A 20307-nucleotide genomic window follows, 5' to 3' on the forward strand; every position below is an offset into this window, starting at 1 on the left:
AAGCAAAAGATGAACCCGGAGGTAGCCATGGCACCACGAGGCGTTGACGGGGTGGGCAAGTTACTGGCAGCGATGACCCTGGGCGGCTGGGCGCTGTATATTCTGCTGCTGGTGCTGTTTCATTACGGCCGGCCGGAACCGGATTTTGGTTATCTGCGTTATCTGGGCATTCCGGTAAGAACCGAGTGGCTGACGCTGCCGGCCTATTGGTTTCATGTGGGTATTTGGGGCGCGCTGGGGCTGGCGGTAACCACCTTTACCCTGGTGCACTTCAGGGGGCGCCGTCATCTGCAGTATCTCAAGGTGTATCTGGTGCTGCTGGCGGCGGCGCTCCTCTTTACCCTGCTGTTGTTTTATTCATACCCGCGGTAAACACCGGGCAGACCGGTTATTTATGACCCATACTTAGCCCCGTCACCATCCAGGGAGGGGAGCTGATGTTGCGTTTAATGGTCATGTTACTGGTTCTGGTGTCGCCGTTACGGGCTGCCGAGCCGCTGTTATGGCATAACGGCGCGGGCGAGCTGAACGAGGCCGGACAACAACTGGAAGACTTGCTGTTACCCGAACCAGGAGGGTTGGCGGCACTGTCAACCGCTGAACGGGACGCCTGGTTCAGCCGGGAATGGCGGCAGGTATTAAAGCAACGGGCCCGTTTTGCCCAGTTTTCTCTTTCCCCCGAGCAGACGGAAGCCGGCTTCAACGAGGCGCTGGCCCGCGGCGAGCTGAATGCCTATCTGCACCGTCAACAGCCAAATTACCCCGCCTATCTTCAGCTCAAGCAGCATTATCATGCGCTGAATCCCGACAGCGCCATCACTATCTTGCCCCCCGGTGGAGAGGTGCGACCCGGTGAACGGGATCGGGCCATTCCCGCCTTGCGCCGACGGTTGGCCGAGCTGGGTTATGCACTGGCAACGCCCCGGGGGCGGGCCGACGCGCTGGATCGCAGCCTGAGTGACATCCTCAAAGGCCTGCAACGGGCGCATGGGCTGCCCCCTAATGGACGACTCACGGCAGAGACCCGTGCCATTGTGAGCCGCTCGCCGGCCGAGCTGCGTGCCGAGTTGCGCCATAACCTGCGTCGCTGGCTGCTGTTGCCGCCGACCGCGCCTGAGCAGTATCTGCTGGTGAATATTCCCGCTTACCGGTTGACATTGTTCAACTCCACCGGCCCGGCGATGAACATGAAGGTGATCGTCGGGCGGCCCGACTGGCCTACCCCGGAGCTGGGTACCCATATCAAGGCACTCAAGGTCAATCCGGACTGGACTCCCACCGCCAACATCATCCGCGAAGACCTGTTGCCGGCCCAGCGTCGCGACCGCGGTTTTCTGGGCCGTAACGGCTTCGGCGTCTGGTTACCGGGGGCGGCGGACCGACAAGACCCGGCTACCATCGACTGGCAGCAACCCCCGGCCGGGTTGCGGTTGGTACAGGCTCCCGGACCCGGCAATGCATTGGGACGCTTCAAATTCGAGATGAACAACCCTTTCGACATTTATCTGCACGACACCCCGGACAAGCGGCTGTTTGGCGAGGCGGAGCGCGCCTGAGCCATGGCTGCGTGCGCCTGGCAGAACCGGCCCAACTGGCCCTGAACCTGGGCTGGTCTTTGCCGGAATATCAACAGACCCGTATTTTGCCGGCCCGCCAGCCGATACCGGTGTTTCTGGTGTATTTCACCTCCTGGGTAGAGCAGGGACAGTTGGTATTTGCCAAGGATATCTATCGAAAAAACGAGACAATATAAGCCATATGAGACCTTGGCTGTTGGCTATACTTTGACCGCTGTTTAATGAAAATAAGTTGCTGAATGGAAATAAATTAACCGGGAGAAGTGGCGATGATTTTCAGAGAAAAAATATTCAATGAACTGACACGACTCTGGCACGATGAAAAGGGGCTGACAACGGTGGAATATGCGGTGGCGGGGGCTCTGGTCGCTGCCTCATTGGTGGGGGCCTTTGCTACCTTGGGTGATGGGGTGGGAGCCAGTATCAATGCCATGTGTAAAGTGGTGAAAAATGACGGTACTGACTGTTAAAGAGGCGCTGTGAACTCGGGGATAAAAAGGCCGGTATACACCGGCCTTTTTTGAAAGTTATTTATTTCATGACATAAATTAGAATGGTTCTACACTGTATAATCGTTTATCTGTCGAAAAGTTATGAAGATAAAAATGGAGTTTCTCTTTGAATAAACTTGGGTCGTTGTTTATACCTAATGGTGTGGTACGAAGAGTTTGCGTCGGGAATGTCCCGGATAAGAGTAACCATATAAACAGGTGAACAAGGAGGTAGCCGGGTATATGAACATAAAGCAGCCACGATGGTTGTAGGTCCGGGAGCTTTCCCGACATGGAGATTAAGATATTAATGAATTATTAATGATATCGAAAGTCTCTGGCTGAAAATATTCAAGATGGAACGAGGGTATTTTATGAATGTTACATTAGAACTGCTTCGCCTGCTGAACGATGAAGATGGTCTGACCACGGTGGAATATGCTGTTGCTGGTGCCTTGGTGGCTGCAGCTGTAGTGGTTTCCTTTACTCGGCTAGGAAACAATGTAGGTGAAACTATCACCGGTTTATGTGGCGTTTTAGATGGAGCCCAAGCAAGTATGGCTAATACTACTACCGGTAATTGCTAATAATTTATACTCCAAAGGGCAGCTTGCTGCCCTATCATTATACTTAAAGCTATGGTGATGCTATGGAACAGCTACCATTGTTTACTTTGTTGCTGGCCGCATCCTGGCTGGATCTTACTACCCATAAAATTCCCAACTGGCTGACCCTTCCTTTTATTCCCTTAGCATTGATTTATCATGGTTTTATTGGTGATGGGCTAGCTTTCGGTCTGACCGGTCTGGTTTATGCCTTTATCCTGCTGTTCCCGTTGTTTTTCTTCCGTTTACTGGCGGGCGGTGACGTCAAACTGGGGCTGTGCATCGGCGCCTTCCTCGGCTGGAAACTGTTTCTGGAATCCTTGCTCTACGGCTTGGTGATCGGCCTGCCGTTGGTGCTGGTGTTTGCCTTCTATAAAGTCGGCTGGTCCGGCTTCAAACAAAGCTTTATGCGCTATGGTTATATTCTGGGCACCAAAAAGTATCTGGCGCCGGTGGAGGGAGAACTGGCCGGGCTTAAGGTGCCTTACGGCCCGGCGCTGGCGCTGGGCGCCATCTTGGCCATGGCCTTGAATCACTTCGAGATTTATACCCTGGTGCAATGAGGCGGCGTATGGCGCTCAAAGCCAGGCGGTTGATTGAAGTCGTCCTGCAATAAATAGATGTACGGATGAGCTTAAGGAGGTAACACGGATGTACCTGCCCAAACCGAAAACGCCGGAAGAAACCGGTCTTTCCCGCGAACTGCTGCTGCGGCTGACCCTGCGTCACTTACAGGAAGAAGGCACCCTATCGCTACCCTCCTTGAGCGCTCGGCTCTGTCTGCGTGGCAGTGTGGTAGAACCCTTGCTGCAGGAGCTGAAAACCCTGCAACTGGTGGAGGTACGCGCCTCGGGTCGTTCCGGCGATGTCATTCGCCATGCGCTAACTGCCAAGGGCCAGTACGAGGCACAGGAGCTGAGTGCGCGAGACGGCTATATCGGCCCGGCGCCGATTCCGCTGGAAGCCTACAACCAGCTGGTGCTGAGCCAGGCGCTGGGGGCGCGAAGCATTCGCCGCGATCGCCTGGAGCTGGCGCTGAGCGACATGGTCGTCAGCCCTGACCTGGTTAATACCCTGGGACCGGCACTGAACTCCCGGCGGCCGCTATTGATCTACGGTCATGCGGGTACCGGCAAGAGCTTCCTGTGCCATCGCTTCAATAAAATATTCGATGAAATGATTTATGTCCCTCATGCCATCGCGGTGCAGAACACCATCATTCCGGTATTCGATCCGCTCTATCACTGGCGGGCCGAATCGCAGGATGAAGATATGGACAATCGTTACGTTCCCTGCCAGCGGCCACTGGTCATGGTGGGGGGTGAGCTGAAACTGAATATGCTGGAAGTGCATTTCGATCGGCAATCCCGTCAGTACAGCGCGCCTCTGCAGATGAAGGCCAATAACGGTGTTTTTCTTATCGATGATCTGGGTCGACAGAGTTTTTCTGCCGATGAGTTGTTCAATCGCTGGATAGTGCCCATGGAAGAACGAAAGGACTTCTTGTCGCTGCCTAACGGCCTGCACTTCGATATTCCATTCGAGCAGATCCTGGTGTTTTCCACCAACCTGGATCCCGCAACCATTGCCGATGAAGCCTTTTTGCGCCGTCTGGGTTACAAGATTGAATTACGGTCCATGTCTGAAGACTTGTATAAAAAGATATGGATGATGAATCTGGATAAATATCAGCTGATAGCCAGCGACCAGCTGTTTCATTTCATGGTGAATGAATTGCATGAAAATAGCGCCAAGCCGCTTATTGCCTGTTATCCGCGCGATATTCTGGGTATTGCCCGGGATATCATGCACTTTAATGGCCAGGCCGGCGAGCCGCTTAATGAAACTGTTTTGAAAAAAGCCTGGAGCATGTATTGCGTACACTGACTATACTTTTTATACGTTAATACAGCCATAACAAACCTAAGGATGGGGTTATGAAAATTCGAACCTTGATGCTTTTATTTTTGTCGGTGATCTTCGGTCTGGGTGCCGCCTGGATGGCAAATAACTGGCTCGAACAACAAAGTGCCGCCAGCGCCCGGCAGGCCGAACAGGCAGGTAGCGAGTTGACCCAGGTCGTGGTGGCGGCAGTGGATTTGGCCCCCGGTGTTCAGCTCGATCCCATACATATCCAGTTCAAGCAAATAGACTCCCGCCTGGTGCCTCCCGGTGCCATTAGCACGCTTGAAGAAACTCAGGGCATGGTGACTAAAAACAACCTCTATAAAGGGGATGTGTTGCGCAAAGAGCGGCTCACGCCTATCGGGCAGGGCAGCACTCTCTCTGTATTGCTGGAACCGGGCATGCGGGCGGTAACCGTAAGGGTAAACGACGTCATCGGGGTGGCAGGCTTTCTGTTACCGGGCAACAGGGTGGATATTCTGTTTACCGAAGGTGACATGACCCGCACCGTGCTGAAGAATCTCAAGGTGCTGGCGGTGGATCAAACCCAGCATACCGATGAAAACCGCCCCAAACTGGTTCGCGCCGTCACCCTGGAGGTGGATCCGGAGCAAGCCGAAAAACTGGTTAACGCCAGCTCCAATGGCCGTATTCAGCTGGCACTGCGTAACCCCAACGACGAGCTGGGTCTGGAAGACGATGTAGTGGCGTCACTCTCGCCGGCGTCGGCCCCGCCGGTGGCAGCCGAGCCGGCGGCGCCCCAGCCCAGAGCCCGCCCCCGTCAGTCGTCGGTGGACCTGATCAAGGGCACCAGTCAGCAGCAGGTACCGGTAAAAAGCTGAATATAACAAAAAAACAAGGTTTCACACGGAGGTGGCTATGAAAACCCTGATAAACACAATGTTGGGAGCGGTGCTGCTGTTGTCGCCCGGGCTGTTATGGGCCGGTGGCAGCGTAAAACAGGCAGGTAACGAAGTGCAGTTGCCTATTCACAAGTCTCGCTCGCTGATGCTGGACAGACCTGCCAGTCGGGTATCGGTGGGTAACCCCGCTATTGCCGATGTTCTGGTGTTGCAAGACAGGGAGCTGTATCTGGTAGGTAAGTCGCTCGGCCATACCAACCTGATGGTGTGGGACATGAACGATGGCCTGATGCAGGTGTACGACATAGAAGTCAGCCATGACCTGCAGGGACTCAAAGAGCGGCTTTATCGCTTTTTGCCCAACGAGCCCATTCAGGTGCATACCTCTCAGGGGCAGTTGGTGATGAGTGGCGAGGTATCCGATCTTGATCGACTTAACGCGGCCTATGAACTGGGCCGGGGCTATGTGGTCGCCGCCGAAGGGGGCGTGGCCCGCTCCGAGGTTATGAATATGATGAGTGTGGGTGGGGGCCAGCAGGTGATGCTGGAAGTTACCGTGGCCGAGGTGGCGAGAGATACCTCCCGCAGTTGGGAGTCTGCTTTCGGTCTGAGTGTGGGCACCGGCAACTGGGATCTGAACCTGCTGCGTGACAGCGTTTCCCAGCTGGCCAATTTTGGCACCAATACCCTGGTGGGTACCCTGCAAACCGGTGACACCCTGTTCTCGGTGGCGCTGGACCTGGCCAAGACCCGCGGCCTGGCTCGGGTGCTGGCCGAGCCTCGCATTACCGCCATCAGCGGTCAGTCGGCCGAATTCCTTTCCGGTGGTGAATACCCTGTGCCGGTACCCACCGAAGATGGTGTGGCCGTCGAGTTCAAGGAGTTCGGGGTTGGGCTCAAGTTTACCCCGGTGGTGTTGAGCAGCGGAAAAATCAATCTTAACCTCAACCTGTCGGTGAGCGAGCCGGTGGTGGCCAACTCCGCCAATGTACCGCTGTTTGGCGATATTACCGCCCTCAGCAAACGCAGTGCCGGTACCACGGTAGAGCTGGGTGATGGCCAGACTATCGGCATAGCCGGCCTGCTCAGCGAAAGCACCCGTGAGTCGGTTAGCCAGCTGCCCTTTGCCGGTGATATTCCGGTTCTGGGCAATCTGTTTACCAGCCGCAGCTATGCCAAGGGCGAGTCCGAGCTGGTGATCATGGTAACTCCCCGTCTGGTACGACCCTTCGACAAACAGCAGGTGACCTTGCCCACCGAAGGCTTTATCGAGCCAAGCGATATGGAGTTTTATCTTTTGGGTAACATGTCTCGGCGCGATCGCGCTGGTGATCAAACCCCGTTGGCTCAGCCTTCCGGTAATACCGGCATGAATCCCGCTGTGGCCGAAGGTGGCATGGAGCAGACTTATGGCCAGTCTTTATAGCCAGTACGAACAGTCGGTATCGAGAGGAGAAATGCGATGAAAACAATATTACTGATGCTGCTGGCGACTGGCGTATTGGCCGGTTGTGCGGGTGAACGTTACTACGACTTTGCCATGGGGGACAGCGTACAGGAGCTGGATGAGCTGCAAATCATGGATCCTGAGGCGGGGATGCGCAACGACGGTAAGATCGCGGCCCTGACCCTGAATGGCGAATATGGGGTGTCGCTGCACGACAAATACGTGAAAGGGGCCGAAGCGCCCAGTGAGGGGAAAACCCAGGTCACCCTCAATTTTGGCGATTAAATTTCGGTGATTAAATCTCGGCGATTGATAAGCAGGAGAAACATGATGAAAGCGTTATCGCACCGCAAGCAACAGAAAGGCGCCGTGCTCGTCCTGGTGACGATAGCGCTCTTTACGCTGCTCGGCTTCACCGCCTTGGCGCTGGATGGGGGCTATCTGTTGCTGAACAAGACTCGGGTGCAGGATGCGGTGGACTCGGCCGCACTGAGTGGCGCCGAAACGCTTGACAAGGGAGGCAACCACAATGCAGCCCGGCAAGCAGTAGAAGCGACTCTGACGGCTATTTTATCTGGTGATGGGTTCAGCCGGGTTAATATCGATACAGGTAACTTAGCCGAGGATGTGACGGTAGAATTTTCTCACACTGTATATAACCTAGCGGGAGATAAATTCGAATTTAAACACACCGATGATGAAGCTGCACGTTATATCCGGGTGACTCTGCCCACAGTGCCGGTGGATCAATTCTTTTCACAGTTGCTTATTGATATCTGGCAGGTGGGGGCTTCGGCGGTTGCCGGCGCAAGCCCGACTATCCAGGATCCTTGCCAGATTATTCCATTGATGATGTGTGTCAACGATACCAACCCACCTGACCCTGACTATCTACCCGATGATTATGATTATGGGTTTACACCTTCCAGTGACAGTGAGAGGGGGGATGTGGTGGTTATAAAGGTGCCAACCAATAACACGCCAGTCGGGCCGGGTAACTTTTTAGCGGTGGATCTGGGGGGACCTGGTGCGGATGGCTATCGGGATGGTCTGGCGGGTGCCTTGACCGACGCCTCATGTATTGCCAAGGGTGATGATATCACGACAAAAACCGGGAATATGATAGGACCTACCACGGCCGGCTTGAATACCCGTTTTGGCAAGTATAAAAGCCCGATGAGTGAGCCAATGGATGCCCCGTCATCCGCAGGGTCTGATGCTTTTTATGCGGATTGTGCCGTTCCTAACTTGACGCCCTTGAAATTCAAATCATCCGACTTTTCTTCCACAGCAGGCAGCACAGTGCTGAACGATACCGCTCTGCTGAGCAAGTTGCAGAGCTATCCGGATTATGTAAATAAGTACGGGAGTTATTCAACCGTACCCAATACGCAGCATTGCATGCCTAAGCGGCGAATGGTCAAGGTGCCGGTGGGTAACTGCAGCGGTATCAACCAGGGAAAAACGACAGTGCCCTCCATGGGGACCGCCTGTATGTACCTGATTCAGGAGGTGACGGGGCAGGGGACGGATCAGTTTATCGTTGCCGAGTTCGTCAAAAACTGCACGGCCGAAGGTGTGGGTAACAGCAATTTAAATAACGGTCCCTATCGGTTGGTGTTATATAAAAATGAGATGGGAGGCGATTCATAATGATGCGCTTATCCAGGCAAAGAGGGCTGGCTGCCGTTGAGGCAACCATAGTTCTGCCTATCATGTTGCTGTTGATGCTGACCATCGGGGAGTTTGGGCGCCTGCTCTACGAATACAATACCTTGACCAAGGCAGTTAGGGCTGGAGCTCGAACCGCCAGTGTTAGCCCTAATCCGGGCAATTTTGATGTCAGCCTGGTGCAGGACAAGACCAGAAATATGATCCTTTATGGCCAGGAAACCATAGGTACAAAAACCGTTTTGCCGGGGCTGAAAGCCGAAGACATAAATGTTTCACCGTTATTGATAGATGGTGAGACTTATGTACAGATCCATGTCAGTTATGACTGGCAGCCAATGTTTGGTGATAGCTTCAATATGTTCTTTGGCAATACCATTTCATTAAATTTTCCATTAGAAACCAGTATGATAATGAGGGCGTTATTATGAATCGTCGCTCCATTCAGTTGCAAAAAGGCACCACAACGGTGGAGTTCGCTATAGTGGGGGCTGTGGTGTTTTTAACCATGTTTGCGGTGATGGAGGCGGGCCGGCTGCTTTATACTTGGGGAGTACTCAATGAGGCGTCTCGCCGGGCTGCACGACTGGCAACGGTGTGCCTGGTTGATGATGTACAGGGAGGCGTGGTAGCGGGACAGGTTGTCCAGCAATTGGGGGGATCGTTGCCGGGTTTTATTCCAGGAAACCTAGATTTCAAATATCTCGATGAGACGGGCAAAGAACTCACCGCACCTGAAGGCGCGGATTCTAACAGCATTCGTTATATTCGCAGTCAGATAGTCAATTATCAATACCAGATGATATTGCCGTTAACGGTGGATTTGTCCATGTTGGCACCGGATTTTTCCAGTACTTTACGGGCTGAAAGCCTAGGGATAACTAAATCCGGAAACATTTCATGTGACACCGGAGGAGCCTGATTTATGACAGACGCCAAAATTGTAGAACTGGAAAGCGATTCATCAACTCGTTCGATCTTGGCCTGTCCGTTGCAAATCAGCGTGATAGATCCGGACGGTCGCTTATGGCCGCAGTTGCAGAGCGAACTGCAATCCAGTCAGTTGCAGTTGCGACGGTTATCCGAACAGGAAGCGTTGCCCAAGCCGGGCCGGCAGGTATTGTTGCTGGTGGATCACCCCATGATCTCCATGGTGTACGATGAACTGGAGCGCCGGTCGGCGCAGTCGCCGCCGGTCATCGTGGTAGGCGACCCCAGTCATACTGCGCTGATGCGCCGTTCCATGCGGCTGGGCGCGGTGGACTTTTTACCCTTCGAATATCAGCCGGCAGAACTGTGGTCGGCTCTGACCCGGGTGGCGGACAAACTGGCGGCCAGCGCCCGGCTGGCACCGGTGACCGTGGTGGTGAACGGCAAACCCGGGTCCGGCGCCAGTTTTATCTGTGCCAATCTGGGCTATGCTCTTAGCCAGACCGATGACGACGACAAGGTATTGCTGGTTGATGCCAACCTACACTACGGCTCGCTGGCGGATTATCTCAACGTACACGACAAGCAGGGTAGCCTGGCCAGTGGCATGCTCAGGGCCACGGAGATGGATGCGATGGCGCTGTCTGGCATGGTCAGTCCGGCACGGGAGCGGCTCGATGTGCTGCCGTCGTTGCCACCATCGCTGACCGAACACTACGTGCCTACGGCCAAAAGCTGTTCCCAGCTGATGTATCTGCTGCGCAGCCAGTACCAGCAGGTGGTGGTGGACCTGTCCCGCGGACCCGAGAGCTGGAACTTGCCGGTTCTGGAATGTGCCGACCATGTACTGGTGGTCATGCAGCAGTCGCTGTCTGCTCTGCGGGAAACCATGTATCTGCTGAAACGTCTCCGGCACGAGCTGGGCATACCGAAAGGCAGAATTATTCTGCTGATAAACCGTTACGACAAGCGGAAGGATCTCACCTTAAAGAAAATAGAACAGACCACCGAAATCACGCATATCCTGACGTTGCTCAATGACTTTACCCTGGCGGAAAACTGCACCGATTTGGGTAAGCTGGTGGTGGAAATAGAAAAAAAACATAAGTTGGTCAAGGTGTTCGAAGACATTGTCGATGAAATCAAGCCGCAGGATGCGGCAGCGGTTACAAAGCCGGGCTTGCTTAAAAGATGGTTTGGCCAAGGCTGAAGAACGGGTTTGGTCAGCACGAAATAATGGGTTTGACCAATACAGGATAACAATGGGGGTCAAGGATGAACCTGGAAGATTATATTCTTAACAGCGACGAAGAAAGCCACAAACATCGTCTGTATGGCAAGCTGATGGATATGCTGGACTTGCCCATGTTACAGACCATTTCTCGTGAACAGGCCAGCGAACAGATTGAACGCCTGTGTTTTCAGATAATGCAGGACTCGCCTACCCCCTTGTCGGTTGACTCCCGTCACAAGATAGTGCGTCAGCTGCTCGATGAAATTCTGGGGCACGGCCCGCTTGAGCCCTTGCTGGCCGACCCCGGTATCGCCGATATCATGGTGAACGGCGCCAAAAACATTTATGTAGAGCGCCGGGGCCGTATAGAGCGAGTACCGCTGACCTTTAATGACGATGCCCATCTGATGGGGGTGATAGAGCGTATCGTTTCCAGCGTGGGCCGCCGGATCGACGAACTGTCACCCATGGTGGATGCCCGTTTGAAAGACGCTCCCGGGTCAACGCCATTATTCCGCCGCTGGCGTTGAATGGCCCCGTGCTGTCCATACGCCGGTTTACGGTCGAAAAGCTGGCTATTGACACCCTGATCGACTTCGGCACCATCACTTCGGCGGTGGCCGAGGTGATGGAGGCGGTGGTCAAGGGCAAGCTCAACATTCTGATCTCCGGTGGTACCGGCACCGGTAAAACTACCTTCCTGAATATCCTGTCCGGCTTTATTCCGGCCAACCAGCGCATCATCACGGTAGAAGACTCCGCCGAGCTGCAACTGCAGCAGCCTCATGTGGTCCAGCTGGAAAGTCGGCCTGCCAACGTTGAAGGGCGGGGGGAAGTCGCGATGCGTGACCTGGTCAAAAACACCCTGCGGATGCGGCCCGACCGTATCGTGGTGGGGGAGGTGCGCGGTGCCGAGGCGTTCGACATGCTCACCGCCATGAATACCGGTCACGAAGGCTCACTTACCACCATTCACGCCAATACCCCACGGGATGCTCTGGGGCGACTCGAAAACATGGTGTCCATGACCGGCTTCGACATGCCGGTAAAGAACATTCGGGCTCAGGTGGCGTCGGCACTGGATCTGATTATTCAGCTGGAGCGGCAGGAAGACGGCCGGCGACGCATGGTCAGCATGCAGGAGGTACACGGCATGGAAGGGGAAACCATTACCATGTCGGAAATTTTTACCTTCGAGCGCACCGGTATCGACGCCGAGGGCAACGTGCAGGGGCGCCATCGCCCAACCGGGGTGATGCCCAACTTCTACGATCGCCTGGCCCGTCGTGGCATGGTGTTACCGCGCAGCCTCTTTGGTGACGACGAGCTGCATAAGGGCATTTTTTAGCGGGAGGTCTTATGACCAGTAATACCCTTATCTTTCTGGCGCTGGTGGGGCTGGCGGTGGTGTTTTTGAGTCTGGCCATGTTTGTGCCGGTGACTCAGCCCAGGCTGAATCGTTCTGCCCTGCTCAAGCGGCGGCTCGAGGCGCTGGAGGCGGAAAATCGCGAACAGCAACAGGTCTCCATCTATCGTACCAAACGACTGGATGCCCTTTCGCCGTTGCTGCGGCGTCTGGAAACCTCGGCGTTGATGGAGCGGGTAGCCTTTGCGCTGGAACTGGCCGGCTCGCGGCTTTATGCCTATCAGCTGGTGCTTATGATCGGCGCTGGGAGCCTGATGCTGGCGGTGCTCTGCTGGTGGCTGTGGCAGAGCTGGCTGCTGGTGCTGATGGCGCTGGTGTTGCCCGCCCTGGCCGTACACCTCAAGCTCAAACGTAATTACTATCATCGGCTGGCGCTGTATGAGCAGCAGTTACCGGAGGCGCTGGATATCATGAAGCGGGGTCTTCAGGCGGGATATTCCTTTGCCGACACCATCAAGCTCATCAGCGAGCAGATGCCCAATCCGCTGGGGCGGGAGTTTGCGCTGGTGTTTGCCGACATCAACTATCGCAAGGATATCCGCAAGGCCATGACCGGGCTGCTGGAGCGGGTGCCCAGTGTGTCCAACATGGCGCTGATCAGCGCGGTACAGGTACAGCGGGAAACCGGTGGTAACCTGGTGGAGAATATCGACAAGCTGGCCACCATTATCCGTGACCGGTTCAAATTCAACCGCCATGTCAGAACGCTGTCGGCAGAGGGACGCATGTCGGGCTGGGTGCTGGTGCTGACCCCCTTCGCCTTGTTTGCGTTGATGTATGTGACTACACCGAGTTATATCACCGAGCTGGTCACGACCAAGGATGGGCGCCGGCTATTGATTTATGGCGGTATCGCCATGACGCTGGGTATCTGGTGGATCAGCCGCATTATCAAGATCGAGGTGTAACATGACGGATCTGATGGAGCTGTTTAAAGCGAGTATGGCGGAGACACAGATACGCCAGTGGCTGTTGATCGGCGGGGTGGCACTGTCGGCCATCACCCTGTTCTGGGGGCTGGCCCTGGTAGCGGGAGGGGTAGTCAACCCCTATCGCCGGCGGCTGAATCACATGCAACAGGAGGTGGAAGAGCAGCAGCAGGACAGCCTGGAGCACCGACTGGTACTGGCCAAAAACGGCGGCACCGGTACCTTCAGTGGTCACCGGGTGCGCACCCTGCTGGTGCATGCCGGTTTTCAGAAAAATTCTGCCTACCGCGTGTTCAACGGCATACGGCTGCTGGTGGTGATGTTATCTGTGCTGATTGCACTTGCGATCATGCTGACCAGCACCCCGCTGTCCTACAACATTATCATGCTGTTACTGGTGGTGGTGGGCTACGTGGCCTATATTTTGCCCGTATTTGTGCTGGAGCGCCTGGCCAATCGGCGCATGACGCAGATGAAAATGGCGATGCCGGATGCGCTGGACCTGCTGGTGGTATGTACCGAGGCGGGCATGGGCTTCAAGGCCGCCTTGCAGCGGGTGGCGCGGGAGATCAGCCTTAATCATGAAGAACTGGCCGAAGAGCTGGGGCTGATTTCCGCCAAGTTGCGGGCGGGGCTCAGCATGCAGCAGTCGTTTGAGGAATTCATTCTGCGTACCGGGCTGGAAGACTTCCGCAGCCTGAACGTGGCGATTAATCAGTGCATCCAGTTGGGTACCAGTATCGCCGAAACCCTGCGTACTTATGCCGATGAATACCGCATCAAGCGCAAGCAGGAGGCGGAAGAACTGGCGGCCAAAATTGGCACCAAGATGATTTTCCCGCTGGTCTTTTTTATCTGGCCATCCTTTTTTATCGTCGCCATCGGGCCGGCCTTGCTCAAGGTGTTCAAGGTGTTTGGCAGCATGTAGTCGCTGTCATCATGGGATTCATGCCGGCAAGATCAATCGGCAGGCGGAATGCGATTAACCCGGTGAGAAGTGTTTTTTTGGCTATGCTTTCTTTGACCACGGACTGGTTTAAGGATCTGACAATGAACAACAAGAAGACGATTGCGCTAGTCACGATGCTGCTGTTAAGTGGCTGTGCCAGTACCAACGATGCGAATGATAGCGGGCTGTTGGGAGTCAAGTCCCCCGGCTCGGGGGTGATCAAACCGACCAATGCGACCGAGGCCAGTATGCTGATTGCTCAGTCCCAGGCATCGGGCAATGCGGACTCCATGATTTATGCCTATCGTCAGGCACTGGAATTTCATCAGTTTAACAAGGCCGACGTTTACTTCAATATCGCCAGGCTGGAGCAACAACGCGACAATAACAGCCAGGCCGAAGCGGCGTATCGCCAGGCCATGGCCAGCGATCTGAAACGACCGGAGCTGAAAGAAGCCCTGGCGTTATTACTGGTGGACATGAAACGTCATCAGGAAGCCGAGACCCTGTTGCAGGAGGTGGTGGCGGCCGACCAGTCTCGGCTCAAGGCATCAACAGGGGAGGCGGGCGCCTGCGTCACCGATAATGAGTCCCCCTGGCGTAGCTACAATGGACTTGGGTTATTGGCGGACATCATGGAGCAGGGTGAGCAGGCTCGTCAGTATTACCAGTGCGCCCTCAACATACAGCCGGGCCTGGCCATGCTGCATACCAATCTGGGCTTCTCCTATTACCTGGAAGGCGAGTACCCCCAGGCCGAGCGGGCGCTGACCCGGGCGGTGAATCAGGATCCGCAATACCGGCGAGCCTGGAGTAATCTGGGGCTGCTGTATTATCGCTGGGGGCGCAAGTCGGAAGCCCTGGCGGCCTTGCGCAAGAATGGCTCTCAGGCCGAGGCACTCAACGACCTGGCTATATCGCCATGATGGAAGGTGCCTACGAAGAGGCCGGCAGCCTTTTTCAGCGCGCCATCGATGCTTCACCTCGTTATTACCCCAAGGCGGTGGCCAATCTGGGTCAGGCCAAGACCATGTCGGCGGTAGCCAAACGCTAACAGTGCCAATAATGGCACGTTGCTCCGGCCTGCGAGCTCAGGCCGGCGTTTTCGTTGGAGTGGCCATACCTGCGTATCTGCAGTATGAAAAGGCATTAAAGAACGGCTGCTGATTGCAGCCGTTCTTTATTCGCAAATATTCAACATGGCTTGGGTGAGCTGGCTCAGTTCGTCCGGTTGTATGATGTAGGGCGGCATCACATACAGCAGCTTGCCGAAGGGGCGTATCCAGACCCCTTGTTCTACCAGCCGTTGTTGCACCTCGGCCACGTTCAGCGGCTCATGCAACTCAATCACGCCAATGCCGCCCAGTACCCGTACATCGGCCACCCGGGGCAGTTCGCGCGCCGGTGCCAGCTCGCGCTGTAACTGTGCTTCAATGTTTTGGATGCGATTCTGCCAGGGTGATGCCAGCAGCAGCTCCAGGCTGGCGGTTGCCACCGCACAGGCCAGCGGATTGGCCATGAAGGTGGGGCCGTGCATCAGCACCCCGGCGGGGCCGTGGCAGATGGTTTCGGCTACCTGCCGGGTGGTGATGGTGGCGGCCATGGTCATGTAGCCGCCGGTCAGTGCCTTGCCGATGCACATGATATCCGGCGAAATGCCGGCCCATTCGCAGGCAAACAGCTTGCCGGTGCGGCCGAAACCGGTGGCGATTTCATCGACAATCAGCAGCACATCGTACCGGTCGCACAGCGCACGCGCGCCTTTCAGGTATTCCGGGTGATAAAAACACATGCCGCCGGCGCCCTGCACGATGGGCTCCAGGATCAGGGCCGCCAGTTCGTGATGCCGTTGTTCCAGGATCAGCTCCAGCGGTTGCAGATCCTGCGGGTCCCAGTCACCGCCGAAGCGGCTTTTGGGGCTGTCGATAAACAGATGCTTGGGCAGAAACCCCTTGTACAGGCTGTGCATGCCACCGTTGGGGTCGCACACGCTCATGGCACCGAAGGTGTCGCCATGGTAGCCCTTGTTCAGGGTGACAAAGCGGGTTTTGGGCTGGCCCCGGCCATGCCAGTACTGAATGGCCATTTTCAGCGCCACTTCTACCGACACCGAGCCCGAGTCGGCCAGAAAAAAACGATCCAGCCCCTCTGGCAGCACCTGGCTCAGCGCCCGGCACAGGTTGACGGCCGGATCGTGAGTCAAGCCGCCGAACATCACATGCGACATCTTTTCCAACTGGGCGGTGGCGGCCTGGTTCAGCTCGGGCACGTTGTAACCGTGCAGGCAGGCCCACCAGGACGACATGCCGTCGACAAGCTTGCGGCCATCCGCCAGTTGCAGATAAACGCCGCTGGCACGTTCTACCCGGTAACAGGGCAGAGGCTGGGTGAGCGAGGTGTAAGGGTGCCACAGATGATGCAGATCGAAGGCCTGATTGTTCATAATTTCACTGCTCATAAAATAGACGAATGTAAACCTTGTTCTCTCTTGTTGGTTGACAGGCTAGCACCGGTGCTTACACTAGCCAACAAAAAACACCTCTTGAATTTAAGGATACAGGGCAAGCATGAGCCGTCAAAACTGGACCCGTGAGCAGGTGCTCGCATTATTTGAACGCCCCTTTTTCGATCTGCTGTTTGAAGCTCAGCAGGTGCACAGGGCCAACTTCGATCCCAATGAGGTACAGGTCAGCACCCTGTTATCCATCAAGACCGGCGCCTGCCCGGAAGACTGCAAATACTGCCCGCAGAGTGCTCGTTACAGCACCGGGCTGGAAGTAGAGCGGCTGATGGAAATGGAAAAAGTGCTGGAGCGGGCCAAAGAGGCCAAGGCCAACGGCTCCAGCCGCTTCTGCATGGGCGCCGCCTGGCGTAACCCCAAGGAGCGGGACATGCCTTACCTGGTAAAAATGGTGCAGGAGGTCAAATCCCTGGGCCTGGAAACCTGCATGACCCTCGGTATGCTCAACAACGAGCAGGCCGACCGGCTGGCCGATGCCGGGCTCGACTATTACAACCACAACCTGGACACCAGTCCGGAGTTTTACGGTGACATCATCACCACCCGTACCTATGCCGACCGGCTCAACACCCTGGAAAACGTGCGCAACGCCGGCATGAAGGTGTGCTCCGGCGGCATCGTCGGCCTGGGCGAAAGCCCGGAAGATCGCGCCGGTCTGTTGCTGGCGCTGGCCAACCTGCCGCGTCAGCCCGAAAGCGTGCCCATCAACATGCTGGTGAAGGTCAAGGGCACCCCGATGGAAAACCAGGAAGATCTGGACGACTTCGACTTTATCCGCACCATCGCCGTGGCTCGTATCCTGATGCCGCAAAGCCATGTGCGGCTGTCTGCCGGCCGCGAGAAGATGAATGATCAGATGCAGGCCCTGTGCTTCATGGCCGGCGCCAACTCCATCTTCTACGGCTGCAAGCTGCTGACCACTCCCAACCCGGACGAAAACAGCGACATGCAGCTGTTCAAGCGGCTCGGCGTGCGGCCCAGTGGCGCCAGCCAGAAGCCGGACGAAATGACCGAAATAGAGCTGCACGAGCAACTCGCCGCCCAGAACGAACCCAAGCCGCTGTTTTACGAAGCCTGAAACACCGCGTTAATCGAGAGAACACCATGCCTTTTAATCTGAGCCTGAACGAGCGTGAAGCGGCGGGTCTGAAGCGCAGCCTGCCGGTGATCGAGCGGGTCGGTGGCCGGCAGCTGTGGGCCAACGGCTTGGCCTATCTCAACTTTGCCGGCAACGATTATCTGGGCCTCAGTCAGGCGCCCGAACTCAGGGCCGCCGCCGATGCCGCCGCCCGCGAGTTTGGCGTGGGTGCCGTGGCCTCGCCACTGGTGGTGGGGCATCAGGCCGTTCATCGGACGCTTGAAAGCGAGCTGGCCGACTGGCTGGGGCTGGAGGCGGTGATGCTGTTCAGCTCCGGTTTCTCCGCCAATCAGGCGGTCATCAAGAGCCTGCTCGGCAAGGAGCATTGGCTGTGGCAAGACCGGCTCAATCATGCCTCGTTGCAGGAAGCGGGCGCACTCAGCCCGGCCCGCATGCAGCGCTTCGCTCATAACGACATGGCCGCCCTGGCGGCGAAGCTCAAGCCCGAGGCGGGGCTTATCGTGTCCGAAGGGGTGTTCAGCATGGACGGTGATCAGGGTGACTGGCAGGGGCTGGCCCAACTGGCCGAGCAAAGCCGCAACTGGCTGATGATCGACGATGCCCACGGCCTGGGCGTGCTGGGCAAGGCGGGTCGGGGTACCTTGAGCGAGCAGGGCATCGCCGCCGAACAGGTGCAAATTACCATGGGTACCTTCGGCAAGGCACTCGGCGTGAGCGGTGCCTTCGTCGGCGGCAGCCGTGCCCTGGTTGACTATCTGCACAATCACGCCCGTAGCTACGTGTACAGCACCCATCTGCCGCCGCCACAGTCTGCCGCCATTCTGGCGGCGGTACGGCTGGTACAACAGGCGGACGACCAACGCGACCGCCTGCGGCAATTGATTCGGCAGTTTCGCGAAGGGGTGGCCGCCCTGCCATTTGCGCTGCTGCCGTCCGCCACCGCCATTCAGCCGTTGATCGTCGGTGACGAGAACAGCACCCTGGCGCTGGCCGCCCGGCTGCGCGAGCGGGGGTTTTGGGTGGGCGCCATTCGTCCGCCCACGGTGCCCAAAGGCTCGGCCCGGCTGCGCATTACCCTGAGTGCCGCCCATCGTTCCGAAGACATTACGGCGCTGGTCGGTGCCTTAACACAGGCCGCCCGGCAGGAGCAGAGGTAATGGATACCACACAAGTGACCACCGGGGTTACCACGCCACCGCTGGCGGAGCCTATCGATAAACAGAAGGTCGCCGCCGCCTTCGGCCGCGCCGCCCACAGCTACGAGCAACACAACGAATTGCAGCGCCGCAGCGGCAACGCCCTGCTGGCGCGGCTGCCGGCGTGGGCCGACACCGGCCTGGATCTGGGCTGTGGCAGCGGCTGGTTTGCGCCCGAGCTCAAACAGCGAGCCAACCAGCTGCTGGCGCTGGATTTGTCACCCGACATGCTGCAACAGGCAACCAGAAAAGCCGACATCCAGCCCATCTGCGCCGATATGGACGCCATGCCGCTGCCCGAACAAAGCCTGGACTGGATCTTCGCCAACCTCTGCCTGCAGTGGAGCGCCGATCCGGCCGCCTGGCTCAAGGGCTGGAGTGCGCGCCTCAAACCCGGTGGTGTGCTGGTGTTTTCCACCCTGCTGGCGGGCAGCCTGCACGAGCTGGAAAACAGCTGGCGGCAACTGGACGGCCATGCCCACATCAACCGCTTTGTCGCGCCCGAGACGCTGGCGCACTACCTGGCGGCCACCGGCCGCCGCTGGCAACTGGAGCAGGTGGACGAGCAACTCGGTTATCCGCAACTGAAAGGGTTGCTGCTCGATCTCAAGGGCATCGGTGCCAATCGGGTCAACGGCGACCGCCGGCCCGGGCTGATGGGCAAACAAGCCTGGCAGCGACTGAATCTCATCTATCCTAAGAACAATCAGGGCCACTGTGTGGCCACCTATCGGTTGGCGTATGGAGTCATCTATGGCTAAGACATTTTTCATTACCGGTACCGACACCGAAGTGGGTAAGACCTTCGTTACCCGGGCGCTGATGCGGGCCGCTGCCGAGGCGGGCAAGAAAGTACTGGGCTACAAACCCGTGGCTTCCGGCTGCGAGCTGATTGACGGCGAGCTCAAGAACAGTGACGCCCTGACCCTGCAGGCGGCTTCGTCCATCGCGCTGCCCTACCACATGCACAACCCCTACGCCTTTGCCCCGGCCATCGCCCCCCACATTGCCGCAGCCAAGGCCAATGAAACCATCAGCATTCACCATATCGGCGAGGGCCTGGCCCGGCTGAAGGAAACCGCCGTCGACTGGATTTTTGCCGAAGGCGCCGGGGGCTGGCGACTGCCGCTGGACGAACAACACCTGTTGTCCGACTGGGTCAGGAAAGAGCACCTGCCGGTGATCCTGGTGGTGGGCGCGCGGCTGGGCTGCATCAACCACGCCCTGCTGACGCTGGATGCCATTCGACACGACGGCCTGGTGGTGGCCGGCTGGGTGCTGAACCGGGTCGATCCCGAAATGAGTCATTACGAAGAAAACGCCGCTACCCTCAAGCAACGCATCAAGGCACCGTTGCTGGGCGAGATCCCCTGGCTGGGTGAAGAGGGGGAAGACACCGCCACCGGTTTTATAGATCTTGCACCTTTACTGAAATAATTCATCATGACCATCTTGAATTTCGCC

General features: G+C 56.8%; 25 protein-coding genes. 24 read left to right on the forward strand and 1 reads right to left on the reverse strand.

Features of this window, described 5'->3' with window-relative positions; translation table 11 throughout:
- The first annotated feature begins 27 nt into the window (after positions 1-27).
- From BFR47_RS14030 to BFR47_RS19200, 20 genes are all read left to right on the forward strand, one after another.
- On the forward strand, positions 28-372 hold the full coding sequence (locus tag BFR47_RS14030) for a hypothetical protein (protein WP_071473675.1): 345 nt from the start codon (positions 28-30) through the stop codon (positions 370-372).
- Between the two features lie 65 nt (positions 373-437).
- On the forward strand, positions 438-1556 hold the full coding sequence (locus tag BFR47_RS14035; RefSeq protein WP_245748940.1) for a L,D-transpeptidase family protein: 1119 nt from the start codon (positions 438-440) through the stop codon (positions 1554-1556).
- Positions 1557-1567: 11 nt separating this feature from the next.
- Positions 1568-1753 carry a hypothetical protein gene (locus tag BFR47_RS18810; protein WP_245748941.1) on the forward strand — a complete coding sequence of 62 codons (186 nt, stop codon included), beginning with the start codon at positions 1568-1570 and terminating at the stop codon, positions 1751-1753.
- A 93-nt stretch (positions 1754-1846) separates the two neighbouring features.
- Positions 1847-2047 (forward strand): Flp family type IVb pilin, encoded by a 201-nt coding sequence (locus BFR47_RS14040; protein WP_071473639.1) that lies wholly within the window; start codon positions 1847-1849, stop codon positions 2045-2047.
- Between the two features lie 395 nt (positions 2048-2442).
- Positions 2443-2655, forward strand: coding sequence for a pilus assembly protein (locus BFR47_RS17605; protein ID WP_083399159.1), 213 nt, complete (start codon positions 2443-2445; stop codon positions 2653-2655).
- A gap of 62 nt (positions 2656-2717) precedes the next feature.
- Positions 2718-3236 (forward strand): A24 family peptidase, encoded by a 519-nt coding sequence (locus tag BFR47_RS14045; protein ID WP_071473640.1) that lies wholly within the window; start codon positions 2718-2720, stop codon positions 3234-3236.
- Positions 3237-3324: 88 nt separating this feature from the next.
- A complete protein-coding gene (locus tag BFR47_RS14050; RefSeq protein WP_071473641.1) occupies positions 3325-4560 on the forward strand; it encodes an AAA family ATPase in 1236 nt (411 codons plus the stop codon).
- A 50-nt stretch (positions 4561-4610) separates the two neighbouring features.
- Positions 4611-5420, forward strand: a complete 810-nt coding sequence (gene cpaB / locus BFR47_RS14055) for a Flp pilus assembly protein CpaB (RefSeq protein WP_071473642.1) — start codon at positions 4611-4613, stop codon at positions 5418-5420.
- Positions 5421-5457: 37 nt separating this feature from the next.
- A complete protein-coding gene (locus BFR47_RS14060) occupies positions 5458-6867 on the forward strand; it encodes a type II and III secretion system protein family protein (protein ID WP_071473643.1) in 1410 nt (469 codons plus the stop codon).
- A gap of 36 nt (positions 6868-6903) precedes the next feature.
- Entirely contained in the window at positions 6904-7173 is a 270-nt protein-coding gene (locus tag BFR47_RS14065; protein ID WP_071473644.1) for an addiction module component, read from the forward strand.
- Positions 7174-7215: 42 nt separating this feature from the next.
- Positions 7216-8541 (forward strand): pilus assembly protein TadG-related protein, encoded by a 1326-nt coding sequence (locus BFR47_RS14070; RefSeq protein ID WP_245748942.1) that lies wholly within the window; start codon positions 7216-7218, stop codon positions 8539-8541.
- Positions 8541-8990, forward strand: a complete 450-nt coding sequence (locus BFR47_RS14075; RefSeq protein WP_083399160.1) for a TadE family protein — start codon at positions 8541-8543, stop codon at positions 8988-8990. Before BFR47_RS14070 ends, BFR47_RS14075 begins: the two co-directional genes overlap by 1 nt.
- A complete protein-coding gene (locus tag BFR47_RS14080) occupies positions 8987-9481 on the forward strand; it encodes a TadE/TadG family type IV pilus assembly protein (protein WP_071473645.1) in 495 nt (164 codons plus the stop codon). The genes BFR47_RS14075 and BFR47_RS14080 overlap by 4 nt, the downstream gene beginning before the upstream one ends.
- A 3-nt stretch (positions 9482-9484) precedes the next feature.
- Positions 9485-10699 (forward strand): CpaE/TadZ family protein, encoded by a 1215-nt coding sequence (locus BFR47_RS14085; RefSeq protein ID WP_071473646.1) that lies wholly within the window; start codon positions 9485-9487, stop codon positions 10697-10699.
- 65 nt (positions 10700-10764) lie between these two features.
- Positions 10765-11253 (forward strand): ATPase, T2SS/T4P/T4SS family, encoded by a 489-nt coding sequence (locus BFR47_RS19500; protein WP_483869864.1) that lies wholly within the window; start codon positions 10765-10767, stop codon positions 11251-11253.
- Between the two features lie 8 nt (positions 11254-11261).
- Entirely contained in the window at positions 11262-12071 is an 810-nt protein-coding gene (locus BFR47_RS14090) for a TadA family conjugal transfer-associated ATPase (RefSeq protein ID WP_483869865.1), read from the forward strand.
- Between the two features lie 11 nt (positions 12072-12082).
- Entirely contained in the window at positions 12083-13057 is a 975-nt protein-coding gene (locus BFR47_RS14095; RefSeq protein WP_071473647.1) for a type II secretion system F family protein, read from the forward strand.
- 1 nt (position 13058) lies between these two features.
- Positions 13059-14006 carry a type II secretion system F family protein gene (locus BFR47_RS14100; protein ID WP_071473648.1) on the forward strand — a complete coding sequence of 316 codons (948 nt, stop codon included), beginning with the start codon at positions 13059-13061 and terminating at the stop codon, positions 14004-14006.
- 122 nt (positions 14007-14128) lie between these two features.
- The gene (locus BFR47_RS14105) at positions 14129-14953 is read left to right on the forward strand and encodes a tetratricopeptide repeat protein (RefSeq protein ID WP_245748943.1); all 825 of its coding nucleotides are present in this window, start codon (positions 14129-14131) and stop codon (positions 14951-14953) included.
- Positions 14950-15081 (forward strand): hypothetical protein, encoded by a 132-nt coding sequence (locus tag BFR47_RS19200; protein ID WP_281245975.1) that lies wholly within the window; start codon positions 14950-14952, stop codon positions 15079-15081. The genes BFR47_RS14105 and BFR47_RS19200 overlap by 4 nt, the downstream gene beginning before the upstream one ends.
- 126 nt (positions 15082-15207) lie before the next feature.
- Here the strand turns inward: BFR47_RS19200 and bioA are convergent, their stop codons facing one another.
- A complete protein-coding gene (gene bioA / locus BFR47_RS14110; protein WP_071473678.1) occupies positions 15208-16470 on the reverse strand; it encodes an adenosylmethionine--8-amino-7-oxononanoate transaminase in 1263 nt (420 codons plus the stop codon).
- 124 nt (positions 16471-16594) lie between these two features.
- Here bioA and bioB point away from each other — a divergent pair, with 124 nt between their 5' ends.
- From bioB to bioD, 4 genes are read left to right on the forward strand one after another with little or no spacing between them, the layout of a single operon-like run.
- Positions 16595-17626, forward strand: a complete 1032-nt coding sequence (bioB, locus tag BFR47_RS14115) for a biotin synthase BioB (protein WP_071473649.1) — start codon at positions 16595-16597, stop codon at positions 17624-17626.
- Between the two features lie 26 nt (positions 17627-17652).
- Positions 17653-18804, forward strand: a complete 1152-nt coding sequence (bioF, locus tag BFR47_RS14120; RefSeq protein WP_071473650.1) for an 8-amino-7-oxononanoate synthase — start codon at positions 17653-17655, stop codon at positions 18802-18804.
- Complete coding sequence (gene bioC, locus BFR47_RS14125) at positions 18804-19604, forward strand: malonyl-ACP O-methyltransferase BioC (RefSeq protein WP_071473651.1); 801 nt, start codon at positions 18804-18806, stop codon at positions 19602-19604. The genes bioF and bioC overlap by 1 nt, the downstream gene beginning before the upstream one ends.
- On the forward strand, positions 19597-20280 hold the full coding sequence (gene bioD / locus BFR47_RS14130) for a dethiobiotin synthase (RefSeq protein ID WP_071473652.1): 684 nt from the start codon (positions 19597-19599) through the stop codon (positions 20278-20280). The genes bioC and bioD overlap by 8 nt, the downstream gene beginning before the upstream one ends.
- Positions 20281-20307 lie beyond the last annotated feature (27 nt).

The organism is Oceanisphaera psychrotolerans, assembly GCF_001870485.1.
GTDB classification, from domain to species: Bacteria; Pseudomonadota; Gammaproteobacteria; order Enterobacterales; family Aeromonadaceae; genus Oceanimonas; species Oceanimonas psychrotolerans.

Coding starts and splice junctions, on each gene's coding strand:
- BFR47_RS14060 (WP_071473643.1), top strand. CDS start 5,458: ATGAAAACCCTGATAAACACAATGTTGGGAGCGGTGCTGCTGTTGTCG.
- BFR47_RS14040 (WP_071473639.1), top strand. CDS start 1,847: ATGATTTTCAGAGAAAAAATATTCAATGAACTGACACGACTCTGGCAC.
- BFR47_RS14050 (WP_071473641.1), top strand. CDS start 3,325: ATGTACCTGCCCAAACCGAAAACGCCGGAAGAAACCGGTCTTTCCCGC.
- cpaB (WP_071473642.1), top strand. CDS start 4,611: ATGAAAATTCGAACCTTGATGCTTTTATTTTTGTCGGTGATCTTCGGT.
- BFR47_RS14080 (WP_071473645.1), top strand. CDS start 8,987: ATGAATCGTCGCTCCATTCAGTTGCAAAAAGGCACCACAACGGTGGAG.
- BFR47_RS14045 (WP_071473640.1), top strand. CDS start 2,718: ATGGAACAGCTACCATTGTTTACTTTGTTGCTGGCCGCATCCTGGCTG.
- BFR47_RS14070 (WP_245748942.1), top strand. CDS start 7,216: ATGATGAAAGCGTTATCGCACCGCAAGCAACAGAAAGGCGCCGTGCTC.
- bioA (WP_071473678.1), bottom strand. CDS start 16,470: ATGAACAATCAGGCCTTCGATCTGCATCATCTGTGGCACCCTTACACC.
- BFR47_RS19500 (WP_483869864.1), top strand. CDS start 10,765: ATGAACCTGGAAGATTATATTCTTAACAGCGACGAAGAAAGCCACAAA.
- bioB (WP_071473649.1), top strand. CDS start 16,595: ATGAGCCGTCAAAACTGGACCCGTGAGCAGGTGCTCGCATTATTTGAA.
- BFR47_RS14085 (WP_071473646.1), top strand. CDS start 9,485: ATGACAGACGCCAAAATTGTAGAACTGGAAAGCGATTCATCAACTCGT.
- BFR47_RS14105 (WP_245748943.1), top strand. CDS start 14,129: ATGAACAACAAGAAGACGATTGCGCTAGTCACGATGCTGCTGTTAAGT.
- BFR47_RS17605 (WP_083399159.1), top strand. CDS start 2,443: ATGAATGTTACATTAGAACTGCTTCGCCTGCTGAACGATGAAGATGGT.
- BFR47_RS14035 (WP_245748940.1), top strand. CDS start 438: ATGTTGCGTTTAATGGTCATGTTACTGGTTCTGGTGTCGCCGTTACGG.
- bioC (WP_071473651.1), top strand. CDS start 18,804: ATGGATACCACACAAGTGACCACCGGGGTTACCACGCCACCGCTGGCG.
- BFR47_RS14030 (WP_071473675.1), top strand. CDS start 28: ATGGCACCACGAGGCGTTGACGGGGTGGGCAAGTTACTGGCAGCGATG.
- BFR47_RS14075 (WP_083399160.1), top strand. CDS start 8,541: ATGATGCGCTTATCCAGGCAAAGAGGGCTGGCTGCCGTTGAGGCAACC.
- bioD (WP_071473652.1), top strand. CDS start 19,597: ATGGCTAAGACATTTTTCATTACCGGTACCGACACCGAAGTGGGTAAG.
- BFR47_RS14065 (WP_071473644.1), top strand. CDS start 6,904: ATGAAAACAATATTACTGATGCTGCTGGCGACTGGCGTATTGGCCGGT.
- BFR47_RS19200 (WP_281245975.1), top strand. CDS start 14,950: ATGATGGAAGGTGCCTACGAAGAGGCCGGCAGCCTTTTTCAGCGCGCC.
- bioF (WP_071473650.1), top strand. CDS start 17,653: ATGCCTTTTAATCTGAGCCTGAACGAGCGTGAAGCGGCGGGTCTGAAG.
- BFR47_RS14100 (WP_071473648.1), top strand. CDS start 13,059: ATGACGGATCTGATGGAGCTGTTTAAAGCGAGTATGGCGGAGACACAG.
- BFR47_RS14095 (WP_071473647.1), top strand. CDS start 12,083: ATGACCAGTAATACCCTTATCTTTCTGGCGCTGGTGGGGCTGGCGGTG.